The sequence below is a fragment of the Frigoribacterium sp. Leaf164 genome (assembly GCF_001423665.1).
Lineage (GTDB): Bacteria > Actinomycetota > Actinomycetes > Actinomycetales > Microbacteriaceae > Frigoribacterium > Frigoribacterium endophyticum.
Map to the genome: position 1 here is coordinate 375,804 of NZ_LMOX01000001.1, position 15,840 is coordinate 391,643.

A 15,840-nucleotide genomic window follows, 5' to 3' on the forward strand; every position below is an offset into this window, starting at 1 on the left:
CCCATGGCAGACACCGATCTCACCGGTCGCCGCGTTCTCGCGATCGTCACCAACTACGGCGTCGAGCAGGACGAGCTCGTCGTGCCGACCGAGGCCCTGCGCGCGGCCGGCGCCACCGTCGTCGTCGCGGCCCAGTCGACCGGCCCCGTCGAGACCCTCGTCGGCGACAAGGACCCGGGGCAGTCCGTCCGCCCCGACACCACCATCGAGGAGGCCTCCGCGGCCGACTACGACCTGCTGCTCGTGCCCGGCGGCACCATCAACGCCGACACGCTGCGCCAGGACGACGCCGCGGTCGCCCTGGTGAAGGCCTTCGCCTCGGCCGGTGCGCCCGTCGCGGCGATCTGCCACGGGCCGTGGCTCCTCGTCGAGGCCGACCTGCTGAAGGGCAAGGAGCTCACCTCCTTCGCCTCGCTCCGCACCGACGCGACGAACGCCGGCGGCAGCTGGGTCGACCGCTCGGTCGTCACCGACGTCGAGGGCGGCTTCACGCTCGTCACGTCGCGCACGCCCGACGACCTCGACGACTTCGTCGGCGCCGTCCGCGACGCGCTGACGACGGAGCCCGCGGGCGCCTAGCCGTCTCGTCGACGCCCTCGCGTCCGGGCCCCCGAGCCGCCGCCTCCGTGCGGACGGCCGGGGGCCTCGTCGGTCGCTGGCCGCGTCCCGTCACGCAGGAGGAGGAACAGGAGCAGAGGCACCACCGGCACACGGACACGACCGTCGTCTCGACACGCCCGTCTCGTGCCACTGCATCGTCATCAGGTCGAGCTCGAGCAGCCGGTCGGAGAAGCCGAGGGGCAGACCGAGCAGCACCCGAAGTGCCTCCCACGCGGTCATGTTCCCGACCAGGCCGGTGACGGCGGAGATCGTCCCTCCTCGCGGAGTCACGAGGGCGGCCTGCCACGAGGGGTCGTCGTCCGGGCCCGTCGCCGCCGACCGGGCGCACCACCAGCAGGCGGTCGATCCCGGCACGACCGTGAACCCCGGGACGCCGAGGGCACTGCCGTAGGCGCCGCCGACGATGTGGGGGAGGCCGCGAGGCCACGCTGCGTCGGCCACCCACCCGGAGGCAGCGGCTACGCTCGGCTGGTCGGCGCAGCTCACCACCAGGTCGACTCCGTCGAGGAGCGGATCGAGATCTGCCGGGCCCCGGACGTGGAGGGGCACCGGCACGACCCGGACGGCGGGGTCGACGGTCGCGACGCGAGCCGCCGCAGCCACGACCTTGTGGCTGCCCACGTCGTCGGTGTCGAAGAGCGGCTGCCGGTCGAGGTTCGACACCTCGACCACGTCGGCGTCCACGACGACGATCTCCCCGACGCCCGCGCGGGCGAGCGCGGCGACGACCGTCGACCCCGCGCCTCCGACTCCGAGCACGACGACCCTCGACGCGACCAGGGACGCCTGGAGGGAGGCGGCGTCACGCCCGGGGGCCGGGTGCAGCGAGGCGAGCTCGTCGAGGAAGCGCAGCTGGGCCGTCCGTCGAGGGTCGGCACCCGCTGCGTCCGGGCCCGTCGCCAGCAGCCCGTCGCCGCGCAGCACGGCGAGGACGGCGTCCACGACGCCCAGGGAGACGAGGTGTCCCGCCTCCTGCAGGCGACGGTGGACGCCGCCCCGGTCGAGGGTCCCGTCGAGACACGCCAGGAGGTCGACGACGTGGTCGTCGACGGCGTACTCGATCACCTCGCGCGTGGCCATCGACGTGACGCGGAGCGCGCCCGGGGCGTGCTCGACCACGAGGCCCCGGCGGAGGCGCAGGATCGGGGGCGTCGTCACGACGGCGGCAGCGACGGACGGGTCGTTCACGGAGCCTCCCGGAGGGCGAGGACGGTGGGCGACGCTGCCGTCCGGCGAGCGGTCACCCCTGAGGAGGTGAGGATCGCGGTCGCGACGACCACGCAGCAGGCGAGGAGGCCCACGACGGGCACCTGCGGCGCGAGGGCCGTGCCGAGGGCCTCGGCGACGAGCGTCGTCGCCAGCAGGCCCGCCGGGACCCCGCAGGCGAGGCCGCCCGCGACGGCGGCGGCGACGACGAGGGCGGCGTCGAGCACGAGGAGCCGCCCTACGTCGCTGCCCTGGGCTCCGACGGCCCTCCAGGTCGCGAATTCTCGTCGCCGTCGCGACGCCTCGGTCGCCCACGTGCCGGCGGCCGCGAGGGCACCGAAGGCGACGCCGACGCCGACCACCGCGACGAGCGCGCCCGAGGAGGCCCCCAGCTCGGAGACGGCTCGGGCGCGCATCTGGGCCCCTGTCACGACGGAGCTCCCCGGGACGTCGGCGAACACGTCGTCGACGCCGCGGACGACGAGGTCGGGGTCGGCACCGGGCGAGGTCGCGATGTCCCAGGCCGACGCACCCGCGAAGCCGAGCGATCGGGCCGTGCCGACGTCGACGACGATCTGGTCGCCGGTGACCAACGAGGCGAAGGTGCCCACCACCACGAGCGAGGTCGTGCGACCGCCGTGCTGCACGACGACCGGGTCGCCCAGGGTGGTCCCCAGCACGGTGGCCACGGAGACGGGCAGCAGGACGCCCTCCCCTCGCGCCAGGGCATCGCGGGCGTCGTCGTCGTCGCCGTCCACCCACGGCACGGAGGCCACGTCGAACCAGCTCGAGGCGTCGACGCCGACGAGGCCGACGTCGGACGTGCGCACGCCCGCGACGGCCAGGGCCCTGCCCGAGACCGAGGCCGACACCGTCTCCGCCCCGGGCACGCCCCGCACGCGGTCGGTGAGGTCGTCCGGGAGCGCCACGGGGACGCTCGCCTGCACGTCGGCCCCGAACTGGCGCTCGACCTGGTCGAGCGTCGCGGCGGCGACGGTCGACAGGGTGATGGCGGCCGCGGTCGCGAAGCAGGTCACGAGGGCACAGAGCGCGGCCACGGAGGCGGACGCCCCGGACGCCGAGGCCCGGCGGGCGGCCGTCGCGACGCGCCAGCGGCGGGAGTGGCGCAGGAGACGGCCGAGTGCGGCCAGGAGCAGCGGCGTCCCCACGACGCAGAGCACGACCGCGAGTGCGACGGCGACGCCGCGGCCCAGGGGGCCCCCGGTCGTCGCCAGGGCCACACCGACGGCCGTCACGAGGCAGGTCGCGAGACTGCGCGCGATCACGCCCCGCCGCCTCTCCGCCCCGCCCAGCGTGTCGACCGGTCGGCTCCGCGCGACGTCGCGGGCGGCCGCGGCGGCGCCCGCGAGGCCGGCCACCGTCCCCACGCTCACGCCGACGACGCCGAGACCCGCCATGGACGAGAGCGACGGGACGGCGCCGGGGGCGGCGAGCACGCCGCCGACCAGCCCCACGACCACCCCGAGGCTGCTCCCGAGCGCGGAGGCCAGGCTCGCCTCGACGAGCACGGCCGCTGCCGTCCAGCGGCCCGGTGCGCCGAGGGCGCGCAGCGCTCCCCAGGTCGACGCCCGTCGCCGTGTCGACGCCCGGAGGGTGTGCGCGGTGAGCAGGGCGGTCAGTCCGAGCGCCACGGTCGAGCAGGCCGCGAGGACGAGCGACTGCACGGCCAGCACGGGCTCGACGGCCGTCGCGAACGCCGAGGTGTCCTGCACCTCGACCCCGGCGGGGAGGTCTCCGGCGTGGTCCGTGGCCCAGGTCGTCCGGACGGACGGCTGGAGCTCCACGTCGACACGGGTCGCCCCGTCGGGCTCGGAGAACGCCTCGCGCGCCGAGGCGAGGTCGACGAAGACGGTGTCTCCGCCGAAGAGGCCGAGGGCCGCGTCGTCGGCGAGCCCGGAGACGGTGAACTCCCGGCCGCCCGCCGTGCTGCTCACCCCGAGGGTGTCCCCGACGTCGACGCCGAGCTCGTCCGCGAGGTCCCGGGGCAGGACTGCGTCGCCCGACGCCGCCGTCGGCGACGCGCCGGAGACGAGCGCCCGCTCCATGAGGTCGGCGGCGTCGGAGGGGTACCCGGTCACCGTCACCTCGGTCTCGACCGAGACGCCTCCGCCGGACCCGTGCGACGGTGCCGCTGCGACGCTCGAGTGGCTCAACGTCGGCAGGAGACGGGCGACGCCGGGCAGCCCGGCGATCTCGTCGAGCGAGGTGGACGAGATCACGTCCGTCCCCGCCGATGCCACCAGTGCGACGTCGCCGAAGGCGACCAGGGCGTCCAGCCGGTCGTCCGTCGCCCGCTCCGCCGCGTCGCTCGTCAGCAGCGTCGCCACGACGAGGGCCGCACCGACGGCCACCGCAGCCGTGGACAGGGCGTGGTGACGAGCGTCATCGCGCCAGTGACGCCATCCAAGCGTGCACGCGCTCGACCACATCGGCCGCTCCTTCCTGGTCGTGTCGGGCGCGGGCGACGTCGAGCTGCGCCACCACCCGGCCGTCCGCCAGGGCGATCGCCCGATCGGTGCGGCTCGCGGCGACCGCGTCGTGGGTCACCATGAGCGCACAGCCGACGGCGCCTGACTCCACGGCCGACCGCAGCATCGTCAGCACGGTCGCGCCCGTCGAGGAGTCCAGGTCGCCCGTGGGTTCGTCGGCCATCAGGACGTCCGGCGACCCGAACAGGGCGCGCGCGACGGCGACGCGCTGCTGCTGCCCCCCGGAGAGACCCTGCGGCAGCCGCGGTGCGAGGGACGCGAGCCCGAGGTCGTCGAGGAGCCGGGAAGCCTCCGGGGCCCAGTCCTCGCGCCGGCGACCGTCGATGAGCGCCGTCGCTCCGACGTTCTCGAGCACGGTCAGTGTCGGCACCAGGTGGAAGGACTGGAAGACGAAGCCGAGGTGCCGACGCCGGAAGCGCGCGCGGGCTCGTTCGTCGGCCCCGACCAGGTCCGTCCCGGCCACCTCGAGCTCTCCTCCGTCGACGGCGTCGAGCCCGCCCAGCATCTGGAGGAGCGTGGTCTTGCCGCACCCGCTGCGCCCGACGATGGCGACGAACTCACCGTCGCGGACCTCCAGCGAGACCCCGTCGACGACCGGCACCGTCTCGACCCCGCCACGGCTGGGGAACTCCCGACGCAGGCCGACGGCGCGCACGAGCGTGCGCCCCTCGCTCACGTCGGCTCTCCCCGTCGCGGTGACATCAGGTCGAACTCGATCCACATCTCCCAGTCGCCGACCCGGCCGTCGAGGAGCTGTGACTCCACGACCCGCCACAGCGACTCGAGTGCCTGCCGGCCCGTCGTGTCGCCGAGGGGAGGAGGTACGGGGGGCAGGAACCTGAGGGTGAAGTGCCCGCCGCCGTCCGAGTCGAGGACGATCGGCAGCATCGGCACCCGGGCGGCACGGCTGAGGAGGACGGGCCCCTCGGGCGCGAGGACCGTCGTGCCGAGGAACGGGACACGAGCGTGGCGCAGCCCCTGCCCCCTCGGGTCGAACTCAGGGAACATGGCGAAGACCTGACCCGCCCGCAGGGCTTCCAGCCCGCGGCGGAAGGTCACCGCGTCGTCGACGGGGAACGCCTCCACGTCGAGGTCGGGGAACGCGACGTCACGGAGGTCGGCGACGTTCATGCGGTTGTAGACGAACCTCGTCGGCGCCAGGTGCGCGAGGACCAGCGGGACGGCGTACGACGGGCCGAGGTGCAGCGGGAGGGCGAGCACCCCGCCGCGGCGCTGGGCCTCGACGAGGTGCTCCAGGCCGCGGATCTCGACGACGTCCTGGAAGAGCGTCCGGTCGTCGGAGAGCCAGAGCGACAGGAAGGTCGACTCGAGCTGGAGGCGGGGGCCGTACGTGGCGAACCGCCGGGCCGCAGCCGTCGCCGTCTCTTCGTCGAGCGCCGGCGCCAGCTCCATGAAGGCCCGTGTCTGAGCCTCGACATGGGCGGCCGTCTGGTCGGGCTCCGCGCAGGCGTCGTGGAGCGGGCGGTCGAGGGCGGCGAGCTCGGACATGAGGGCCCACGCTCGAACAGGGCCTGCGGCACGGAGGGCCTCCCACAGCTGCCGGTCGCGACGCAGCGTGAAGAGGGTGAAGAGGGGTAGGTGCACGGTGCTCCTCGGTCAGGTCGGCGCGGCGGGGAGACGGGGCTCCCCGCCGCGAGAGGTCACGTGCACATGCAGTTGCCGCGGTCGCATCGCGCCGCAGCTCCCGGCTTCAGCGTCGAGGTGGTCGTCTTCGTCATGGTCACCTCCTCTCGTCGTCGAGTCGACCCTCCTGGACGTGACGTCCGGAGGGTGACATCGAACATACTGGTCGGTCCCGTGGCGTGCAAGGGCGGGCGCGTGACGAGCCGCGCCTCCGGAGGGGCTTTAATCGGGGGTGGACGTCCGACGCGGACGTGGGCGTCCGGATCAGGAGGCAGCGGCATGAGGTGGTCGAGGAACCGCGGTGCCGACGACGGCGTCGACCCGGCCCCGGTCGACCCGGTCGCCCTCGAGCGCGCCGTGGGGGAGGGCCTGCTCATCGCGCGGGCCGCGGCCGTCGTGTCGGTCGCGAACCGCATCGTGGTCAGGGCCCTGCGCGACGACGACGTCTTCGACCGTGACGAGACCGCGGAGGCGGTGGGCCGGACCCTGCACCGGCTCGCCGAGGAGCAGCGCTACCAGAACAAGCGCATCGAGGCCGCCCGCGCGAAGACCAAGGGCAGCCGCGGCCGCTCCCGCCACCAGCACGACTACCGGAGCGCGGACGACGCGACCCTGTGGTTCCGGGAGAACACCTACGTCGCCGTCGCCGACCGGCTCGACGCCCTCCGCAGCGACCGCGACTACGTCGACGGCATCGTCGCCTCCGCCGTCGAGCGCGCCTGGGCCGACGTCGGCTCCGCCGTCGTGACGCGCGTGCGCGCCGCGGGCGCCGTCGACCCCGCCTACGAGGCCGAGCGCGACGAGCGGCTCGCCGGTCTCGGCGACGACCTCGCCGCGCTGGGGGAGGCGCGGCGCAGCCCCGACGACCGGGGGTGACCGGGGGCTCGACCCGCGACTCCCCGCGCCCCCGTCCGGGGGCTTGCCGCCCCGGGCTGCGTGGGCCAGGATCGAACGTCCACGGTCAGGCCCCGCCCCCGCCCGACCCGCCACCCTCTCTCCCGTCACCCGGGGACGGAGCTGCCGCATGTCCCTGATGCACCGAGCCGTCCGAACGGTCGCCCGCGGGCGCTACCGCGTCGTCGACGACCTCCTCACCACGCCCCGCCCCGACGACGCCCCCTCGGCGCACGCGCCGGGCACCGACCCCGACCGCGTGCTCGTGTTCGGCAACGGCCCCGCCGTCGGCTGGGGCGTCCGCAGCCACGACCTCGCGCTGCCGGGGCACCTCGCCCGACGGCTCTCCGCCCTGACCGGGCGCGGCGCCGACGTCGACGCCCTGGCCGACCCGCACGTCACCGTCGCGACCGCCCACGAGCTCGCCGCGTCCCGCCCCCTCCGCGGCTACGACGCCGTCGTCGTCGTGCTCGGCATGAGCGACGCCCTCCAGCTGCTGCCCGGCCACCGCTGGAGCAGCCACCTCTGCGCCCTGCTGTCGCAGCTCGAGCAGGCCACCGACCCGAGCTGCCACCTGCTCGTGGTCGGCATCCAGCCCCCGAGCTCGGTCCAGAAGTTCGGCGCCGCCCGGGGCGGGGCGGCCGACCAGCAGGCCGGCGTGCTCAACCGGCTGTCGGCCGACCTCTGCGCGGGGCGCGAGCGCCTGCACTTCCTGCTGCCGCCGGTGCCGTCGACGGGCTCGGCCGAGCAGGCCCGGTCGGGCTCGGCCGAGCAGGGCCGGGCTGGCTCAGCCGTCGGCGGCACGGGCGACCGCCGCCTGCAGGTGCTGCGCTACGGCGCCTGGGCCGCCGACCAGGCCGCCCTGCTCGCCCCCCTGATCGACCGCGAGCTCGACCGCGGAGCCACGGCCCGGCGCGCCCGGCACGCCCCCCAGGACGCCGATGCCCAGCTCGCCGCCGTGCGCGCCCTCGGCCTGCTCGACACCCCGCCCGAGAAGCGGTTCGACGACATCGTCGAGCGCGCCCGCGTGCTGCTCGGCGGGCAGGGCGCCTCGTTCGCCCTGATCGACGAGGGCCGACAGTGGAACAAGGCCGTCTCGGGCCAGATGCGGGTCGAGCAACCGATCGCCGACTCGTTCTGCGCCCACACGGTGCGCGACGGCCAGGCTCTCGTCGTGCCCGACGCCTGGGCCGACCCGCGCTTCGCCTCGCACCCGTCGGTGCGGTTCTACGCCGGCCACCCGGTCGAGACGGCCGACGGCGTGCGGGTCGGGGCGCTCTGCGTCACCGACGTCGTGCCGCGCAGCGCCGAGAGCGTCGACCTCGTGCTGCTCCGCGAGCTGGCGCTGCAGGTGCAGCGCGAGCTGCAGGACCTCCCGGCGCGGACGCCCGCGGCCTGAGCAGGCCCGGTCCGGGGTACAGCGCGTACCCCGATCCGGGCGGTCGGGCTCCTACGGCCCGGGCTCCCGTCTGGCCACCCCCCTGACGCGACACGTGTCGATCGGTAGCGTCGACCAGGTCCCGGGCACGTGAGGCCTCCGGCCCGGTCGACGGTCGGCACCCGCCGACGGGGCGCGGCCGGGGGGATTCGGGTCCGACCCGGCCGTGCTCCCCTCGCCCTGCCCCGCGCCCTCGCCCCGCGCCTCCTCAGCGGGCGATCGGGTTCGGCAGGGTGCCCGCGTAGATCAGCGACGACGACTGCGCCCCGAGGTCGACCATCTGCCTCGTGTCGCGCAGCTGCAGACGGTTCAGGCACGAGTGGTCGAACCGGGCCGCCCGCAGGTCGACGGCGCCGTGCAGCCCGGGGTGCTCGACCGCGTGCCGGTCGACGCACTCCGCGACGAGCCGCCAGAAGAGCGCCTCCGGCAGCACCCGGTCGACGTCGAGGATCGCCGCGAGGTGTCGCAGCACCCCGTCGAAGACGTCGGTGAAGACGGCCAGCGCCTTCTCCCGGTCGTCGACCGGCGACACGACGCGGCGCAGCTCGGGCGGCAGCTCGTCGGGCGACGACGGCTCGGCGAGCAGGGCGACCTCCTCGCCGATGTCCTTCATCACGACGGCGGTCGGCACGTGGTCGCGCAGCACGGTGAGCACGTTCTCGCCGTGCGGCATGAAGGCGAGGTCGTGGGCGAGCAGGCAGTGCACGACCGGCCGCAGGTAGGCGTGCAGGTACGACCGCAGCCACCGCTCGGCGCCGACACCGGAGGCCCGGATCATCGCCGTCGCCAGCGCGTGCCCGTCGCGGTCGCGGTGCAGCAGCGCCGCCATCGTCGCCAGCCTCTCGCCCGGGGCGAGCAGCGGCACCGGGCTCTCGCGCCAGAGCGCCGCGAGCATCTTCCGCTGCGGGGACGCCGTCGCGGTGCGGTGGTAGACGTCGCCGGTGTACCCCAGGGAGGCGCGCTCCCGGACCACGCGGAACCGCGCCTCCCGCAGGATCGGGTCCGCCGAGACGAGGTCGTGCACCCAGTCGTTGATCGCCGGCGTCGGCCGCATGTACTCGGGGGAGAGGCCGCGGAGGAACCCCATGTTCTGGATCGCCAGGGCGACCTTGACGTAGCTGCGCTCGGGGTGCGTCGGGGTGGAGAACGTGCGGATCGACTGCTGCGCCCGGTGCTCGACGTCGCCCTCGCCGAGCAGGACGAGGTCGCGGCGGGCGACGTCGGCGGCGAAGGTGACGGCGACGCGGTGCTGCCACTGCCACGGGTGCACCGGGAGGAGGTGGAAGTCGTCGGGATCGAGGCCCCGGCCGCGGAGGGTCGCCGCGAAGCGCTCCAGCGTCTCGTCGCCGAGCTCGGCGCGGCGGTGGGCGGCCTCGTCGAGGCCCCGGCCGAGGGCGAGGTGCGCGTGGGCGCGCCGGGCCGCCAGCCAGAGCAGGCGCACGGGCTCGCCGTTCTCCGGGGCGAAGGCCCGCGACTCGTCGAGCCCGAACCCGATCCGGCCCGCGTTCGCGACGAACGAGGGGTGGCCCTCGGTCATCGCCGCCTCGATCGTCGCGTGGTCGGCGGTCGTCAGCTGCTCGCTCGACGGCCCGCCCCGGTGGTGCTTGTGGGCGAGGCCGGCGAGGGTCGCCGAGACCTCCTCGAGGTAGGTGGCGAGGAGGTGCTCGGGCACGGCGAGGAGGGGCTGCAGCTCGACGACCAGCTCGAGGGCGTCGAGCGGGGCGGGGCGCCCGTCGACCGTGCGCGTCACGCTCGCCTCGTCGATCGCCCAGTGCTCGAGGGCGAGCCGCCGGGCGCGGAAGCGGTAGGCGACGGTCGGGGTCGGGGTCGGGGTCGGGGTCGGGGTCGGGGTCGGCGCCGGGGCGACGGCCGGCGCCCCGGCCGGGCCCGCCGCCGCGTCGTGCCGCGGCAGCGCGGCGAGCACCACCTCGTACGCGTCGTCGCCCCGGTAGGCCGGCGCCAGCAGCCGCTCGTGAGAGAACTCGGCGAGGGCCTTCGTCACGAGGTGCCGGTGCGCGACCGCCATCGGCCCGGGCGCGAGGTGCGCCGCGGCACGGTCGTCGCGGGTCAGCACCGACAGGGCCGCACGCTTGTCGGGCAGCTCGAGCTCGCGCAGCACGCGGAAGCCCGCCTCGTCGTTCTTCGCCCTGACCGCCGTGTTGCGCACGTCGGGCTCGACGACCACCCTGGTCGCCCCCAGGCCGTCGAGGACGAAGCTCGTCACGGCGGCCATCACGGCGGAGGTCAGCCCGTGCACGCGTCGCTCGACCGGCGGAGCGACGAGCAGGTGCACGCCCACGTCGCCGGGGCGCACGTCGGGCACGCCCGCCAGCAGCACGCGCGTGGGGTCGTACGTCTCGACGTAGAAGAGCGGCTCGCCGTCGACGCGGCCCAGCCAGGCCCGCTGGTGCGGGTCGGCCTCGATCGCGGCGAGGTGGGCGCGGACCTCGTCGGTGCTGAGGCCCGCCATGCCCCACCACGAGGAGGCGGGGTGCGAGAGCCAGCGCCGCAGCGGCACCGCGTGCGGGTGCGCCTCGAACGGCTCGATCGTGACGAGCCCGCACGAGGCGCGGTGCTCGGCGACCGCGGTCATCGGACCGTCACCCCCTCGGCGGCGGGGGCTCCCGGGGAGCCGACCCGCGACTCCTCGGTCGGCAGCCCGAACGTCTGGAAGGCGACCCGCCGCTCGACCGGGTAGACCTCGCGGCCGGTGATCGACGCGAGGATGCTCGAGCTGCGCCAGGCGCCCATGCCCAGGTCGGGCGCGGTGAGGCCGTGGGTGTGCTCCTCGCCGTTCTGCACGAAGACGCGGCCGCGACCGCCGTCGACGCTGTGGTCGCGGGCGACGGCGAGGCGCCCGCGGGCGTCGCGCTCGACCTGGTCGCCGAGCGGGTCGAGCACCGAGGTCGACCGTGGGGCGTACCCCGTCGCCAGCACGAGGGCGGCGGTCTGCCGCACCGCCGTCGTGCCCAGCTGCGCGTGACGGAGGGCCAGCGTGAAGAGCCCGCGGTCGGCGTCCCAGGTCGCGTCCGTCAGCTCGGTCTCGGTGAGGAGGGTCGTGTCGAGCGGGCCGTCGACGCTGCGGCGGTAGAGCGTCTCGTGGACGTCGTCGACGAGGTCGCCGCTGATGCCCTTGTAGAGGCTGCGCTGCTCGCGGCCGAGCCGGTCGCGCTCGGCGAGGGGCAGGCCGTGGAAGTGGTCGGTGTACTCGGGGCTCGTGAGCTCGAGGGTGAGCTTCGTGTACTCCATGGCGAAGAACCGGGGGGAGCGGGTCACCCAGTCGAGCCGGGCGCCGGAGCCCGCGACGCCCTCGCGCCCGACCCCGTCGAGCAGGTCGCGGTAGATCTCGGCCGCGGACTGCCCGCTGCCGACGATCGTCACGGAGGGCGCGTCACGCAGCCGGTCGCGGGCGTCGAGGTAGTCGGCGCTGTGCACGACCGGGCCGTCGAGGCCGGTCAGGTGCGACGGGACGGCGGGCTCGGTGCCCGTGCTCAGCACCACGTGCCGGGTGCGCCAGGTCTCGTCGCCGGCGTGCACGAGCAGCGTCCCGTCGTCGAGGTCGGTGACGGCCGTCACGCGACGGCCCCAGCGCAGCGTGCCGAGCTGGTCGGCGACCCACCGGCAGTAGGCGTCGTACTCGACGCGGAGCGGGAAGAAGCTCTCGCGGACGTAGAACGGGTAGAGGCGCCCGGTCTGCTTCAACCAGGCGAGGAAGGAGAACCGGGAGGTCGGGTCGGCCATCGTCACGAGGTCGGCCAGGAAGGGGACCTGGACGGTGGCGCCCTCGATCATCATGCCGGGGTGCCAGCGGAACCCGTCGGCCGCGTCGAGGAAGACCGCGTCGAGGTCGTCGACGGGGTCGCTGAGGGCGGCGAGTCCGAGCCCGAAGGGGCCGAGGCCGACGCCGACCAGGTCGTGGACGTGCTCGGGGACGGCGCTCATCGGACGACCGCCGCGCTGGCCACGCCGTCGGTGCTGCCGACGTGCAGGGCGCTCGCCGCCTCGCGGACGAGGTCGAGCACCCCCTCGACGTCGGCCAGGGTCGTGTCGGGGTCGAGCAGCGTGAGCTTCAGGCACGGCCTCCCGTCGATCACCGTCTGCGCGACCGCGGCGCGCCCCGACTCGACCAGGGCGCGTCGGACGAGCGGCACGAGCCGGTCGGCCTCGGCGTCGTCCAGCCCCTCCGGGCTCCAGCGGAACAGGACCGTGCTCAGCTGAGTCTCGCCGATCAGCTCGAGGTCGTCGGAGGCGCGGACGGCCCCGGTCGCGGCCGCGCCCAGCTCGACGACGCGGTCGATCATCGCTCCCAGCCCGTCGGCACCGACGGCCCGCAGGGTCGCCCAGAGCTTGAGGGCGTCGAGCCGCCGGGTCGTCTGCAGCGACTTGTCGACCTGGTTCGGGTCGGCGGCGCCCACCGGGTTGAGGTAGTCGGCGTGCCAGGCGAGCGGCTCGAGGTCGGCCCGGTCTCGCACGACGAGCGCGCTCGACGACACGGGCTGGAAGAAGGTCTTGTGGAAGTCGACGGTGACCGACCGGGCCCGCTCGACGCCCTCGAGGAGGCGCCGCCGCGTCGTCGAGACCAGCAGGCCCCCGCCGTAGGCCGCGTCGACGTGCAGCCAGACGTCGGCGTCGTCGCAGACGTCGGCGATCGCGGCCAGCGGGTCGAGGCAGCCCCGGTCGGTCGTCCCCGCCGTCGCCACGACGGCGACGACGACGTGGCCGGCCTGGACGAGGGCGTCGAGGGTCACCCGGAGCGCGTCGGGCCGCATCCGGCCGAGGTCGTCGGTGGGCACGGCGACGACGCTGTCCGGCCCCAGGCCGAGCACCCGCGCGGCCGTCGAGACGCTGAAGTGGCTCTGGTCGGTGGCGAGCACCACCATCCGCTCGAGGACCTCGTGCAGGGAGCGCGGGCGCCGGTCGGGGCGTCGACCGGGCCCGCTCGTGCTCCGCAGCCGCGCCTCCTCGTCGAGGTCCTGACGTCGGGCCCGCCCGGCGGCGCGCTCGCGGGCCAGCAGCAGGGCGTGCAGGTTCGACTGCGTGCCGCCCGAGGTGAACACCCCGTCGGCGGTGTCGGCGGGGAGGCCGGCGCGCTCGGCCGTCCAGGCGATCAGCCGCCGCTCGACGAGGGTGCCGACGGTCGACTGGTCGTAGGTGTCGACCGAGGGGTTGACCGCGGCGAGCACGGCCTCGGCGGCCACCGCCGGCAGGGCGACCGGGCAGTTGAGGTGCGACTGGTAGGCGGGGTGGTGGAACCAGACGGCGTGCGCGGTGAAGAGCTCGTCCACCTCGCGGAGGGCGGCGTCGGTGCCGGCGCCGGGGCCGTCGAGGTCGACAGCGTCGACGAGGGCCTCGAGGTCGGCGCGGGGCACGCCCGACGACGGCTGGTCGACGAGCCGGAACCGGTCGGCGAGGCGCTCGACGACGGCGGTCGTCGTGCGGGCGTAGGCGTCGGCCGTGGCGGCGGACAGCAGGTGGGTCACGGTGGGCTCCCGGTGGTGCGTGGTCGCGGCAGGCTCTCTGCGGCCTGCCCGAGGTTAGGCAAGGCTCACCTAAATCGCAAGACGCGGCCGCATCATGAAACAGGCTCATGACCAGGGGTTCACCGGATGTCCACCGAAAGGGCGACCCGGAGGTCGTCCGGGGCGACGGGCGCGACACGCCCGGGATGTGGACAGCGACACGCCCGGGCTGTACTGTCACCTCTCGTGCCGATCGTCGGCACGACCCGTCGCCTCGTCGACGTCGAGCACCCCCGAGAGAGAGGCCAGCACCGTGTCGAACCGCACCTTCGCCGACCTGCGTGCACCGCGCCTCCTCGACGGCCGCGGTCGCTCCTGGCACCCCGGGCAGTACGCATCGCCCGAGCAGCAGGAGAAGACCATGCTCGAACTCGACACCCTCTCGTAGGCCGCGCGCGTCACCCGACGCCCCAGCCCACGAGGGCCGGGGCACCTCTCGCATCCACCGACACTGCAGGGTCGGAGTGCGTCCGTCCGCCCCGGACGACGACACCCCCCCCACAGAGGACCGAGAGGACCATGGAGAAGATCACCGCCCGGCTGTTCAGCTGGGCCAGCCTGCTCGAGGAGAAGACCGCGCAGCAGGCCAGGACGACGTCGACGATGCCGTTCATCTACCCGCACCTCGCACTGATGCCCGACGCCCACCTGGGCCTCGGCGCGACCGTCGGGTCGGTGATCCCGACGCTCGGCGCCGTGATGCCGGCCGCCGTCGGCGTCGACATCGGCTGCGGCATGATCGCCGTGCGCACGCAGTTCACGGCGGCCGACCTGCCCGCCGACCGCAGGCCGCTGCGCGAGCAGATCGAGCGGGCCGTGCCGACCTCGGCCGGCGCGTACAACCGCAAGGTCGTCGCCACGGCCGAGCCCCGCGTCGCCGAGCTCGAGGCGCTGGCCGCCGAGGCGGGCTTCGACCCCGCGTCGTACGCCAAGAACTGGCAGTTGCAGCTGGGCACGCTCGGCAGCGGCAACCACTTCATCGAGGTCAGCCTCGACGAGACGGACGCCGTGTGGCTCTTCCTGCACTCGGGGAGCCGGGGCGTGGGCAACAAGATCGCGCAGGCGCACATCAAGGTCGCCCAGGCGGCCATGACGCGCTGGTGGATCACGCTGCCCGACCCCGACCTCGCCTACCTCGTCGAGGGGACGGCCGAGTTCGACCGGTACATCGCCGAGCTCGGCTGGGCCCAGCGCTTCGCCCTGCTGAACCGGGAGGAGATGATGGACCGCGTCGTGCGCCAGTTCGCCGACTGGGTCGGAGCGCCCGTGGAGGAGCAGGAGCGGATCAACTGCCACCACAACTTCACGCAGCGCGAGCGGCACTTCGGCAAGGACGTGTGGCTCAGCCGCAAGGGCGCCATCTCGGCCCGGGCGGGGCAGGCCGGTCTGATCCCCGGCAGCATGGGCACCGCCTCCTACGTGGTCGAGGGCAGGGGGAACCCCGTCGCGCTCGAGTCGTCGCCGCACGGCGCCGGCCGGGCCTACTCGCGGAGCGCCGCCCGCAAGAAGTTCACGCACGACGAGCTGCGCACCGCGATGGAGGGCATCGAGTACCGCGACACCGACGCGTTCCTCGACGAGATCCCCGCGGCGTACAAGCCGATCGACCAGGTGATGGCCGACGCGGCGGAGCTCGTGACGATCCGGCACACGCTGCGCCAGATCGTGAACGTCAAGGGCGACTAGCGGGGGAGGCGCGGGCTGCGGCTCGCGCCTCCTCGCCGCCGACCTGCGTCGACGGTTCAGGAGCCGGCGGCGCGGGCGGCCCGCGCGGGCTCGCTCGCGCGGGTGCCTCCTGACTCGTCGACGAGGCGGGCCGCCCGGCCGCGGGGGCGGTGCGGCGGGGCCGCGGTCGTCGCGGCGCTGCGCGCGGCGGTCGTGTCGACGGTTCNGTCGCTCGCGCGGGTGCCTCCTGAGTCGTCGACGAGGCGGGCCGCTCGGTGGTGGGGGCGGTGCGGCGGGGCCGCGGTCGTCGCGGCGCTGCGCGCGGCGGTCGTGTCGACGGTTC

At 75.1% G+C, this 15,840-nt stretch carries 12 protein-coding genes; 5 read left to right on the plus strand and 7 right to left on the minus strand.

The features are described from left to right. The first annotated feature begins 3 nt into the window (after positions 1–3). Entirely contained in the window at positions 4–579 is a 576-nt protein-coding gene (locus ASF82_RS01695) for a DJ-1/PfpI/YhbO family deglycase/protease (protein WP_056052581.1), read from the plus strand. A gap of 90 nt (positions 580–669) precedes the next feature. Here the strand turns inward: ASF82_RS01695 and ASF82_RS01700 are convergent, their stop codons facing one another. From ASF82_RS01700 to ASF82_RS01715, 4 genes are read right to left on the minus strand one after another with little or no spacing between them, the layout of a single operon-like run. Continuing rightward, a complete protein-coding gene (locus ASF82_RS01700; RefSeq protein WP_056052584.1) occupies positions 670–1,809 on the minus strand; it encodes a ThiF family adenylyltransferase in 1,140 nt (379 codons plus the stop codon). Next, positions 1,806–4,199 (minus strand): ABC transporter permease, encoded by a 2,394-nt coding sequence (locus tag ASF82_RS01705; protein ID WP_056052587.1) that lies wholly within the window; start codon positions 4,197–4,199, stop codon positions 1,806–1,808. Before ASF82_RS01705 ends, ASF82_RS01700 begins: the two co-directional genes overlap by 4 nt. Positions 4,200–4,230: 31 nt before the next feature. Next, a complete protein-coding gene (locus tag ASF82_RS01710; protein WP_056052589.1) occupies positions 4,231–5,013 on the minus strand; it encodes an ABC transporter ATP-binding protein in 783 nt (260 codons plus the stop codon). Beyond that, entirely contained in the window at positions 5,010–5,942 is a 933-nt protein-coding gene (locus tag ASF82_RS01715; protein ID WP_056052592.1) for a hypothetical protein, read from the minus strand. Before ASF82_RS01715 ends, ASF82_RS01710 begins: the two co-directional genes overlap by 4 nt. 318 nt (positions 5,943–6,260) lie before the next feature. Here ASF82_RS01715 and ASF82_RS01720 point away from each other — a divergent pair, with 318 nt between their 5' ends. Next, entirely contained in the window at positions 6,261–6,857 is a 597-nt protein-coding gene (locus ASF82_RS01720) for a hypothetical protein (RefSeq protein WP_056052594.1), read from the plus strand. A 148-nt stretch (positions 6,858–7,005) separates the two neighbouring features. After that, a complete protein-coding gene (locus ASF82_RS01725; protein WP_056052596.1) occupies positions 7,006–8,274 on the plus strand; it encodes a GAF domain-containing protein in 1,269 nt (422 codons plus the stop codon). Between the two features lie 247 nt (positions 8,275–8,521). On the opposite strand, the gene ASF82_RS01730 is transcribed toward ASF82_RS01725, so the two are convergent. Genes ASF82_RS01730 through ASF82_RS01740 form a run of 3 tightly spaced genes read right to left on the minus strand, consistent with a single transcriptional unit; the run spans position 8,522 to position 13,793 of the window. Next, positions 8,522–10,906: a GNAT family N-acetyltransferase gene (locus ASF82_RS01730; protein WP_056052599.1), complete on the minus strand. Its 2,385-nt coding sequence runs from the start codon at positions 10,904–10,906 to the stop codon at positions 8,522–8,524. Next, on the minus strand, positions 10,903–12,255 hold the full coding sequence (locus tag ASF82_RS01735; protein ID WP_056052602.1) for a lysine N(6)-hydroxylase/L-ornithine N(5)-oxygenase family protein: 1,353 nt from the start codon (positions 12,253–12,255) through the stop codon (positions 10,903–10,905). The genes ASF82_RS01730 and ASF82_RS01735 overlap by 4 nt, the downstream gene beginning before the upstream one ends. Continuing rightward, the gene (locus tag ASF82_RS01740; RefSeq protein WP_056052605.1) at positions 12,252–13,793 is read right to left on the minus strand and encodes a pyridoxal-dependent decarboxylase; all 1,542 of its coding nucleotides are present in this window, start codon (positions 13,791–13,793) and stop codon (positions 12,252–12,254) included. Before ASF82_RS01740 ends, ASF82_RS01735 begins: the two co-directional genes overlap by 4 nt. A gap of 292 nt (positions 13,794–14,085) precedes the next feature. Here ASF82_RS01740 and ASF82_RS16280 point away from each other — a divergent pair, with 292 nt between their 5' ends. Continuing rightward, a complete protein-coding gene (locus ASF82_RS16280; protein WP_255354131.1) occupies positions 14,086–14,220 on the plus strand; it encodes a hypothetical protein in 135 nt (44 codons plus the stop codon). A gap of 131 nt (positions 14,221–14,351) precedes the next feature. Then, positions 14,352–15,518: an RtcB family protein gene (locus ASF82_RS01745; RefSeq protein WP_056052608.1), complete on the plus strand. Its 1,167-nt coding sequence runs from the start codon at positions 14,352–14,354 to the stop codon at positions 15,516–15,518. The last annotated feature ends 322 nt before the right edge of the window (positions 15,519–15,840 follow it).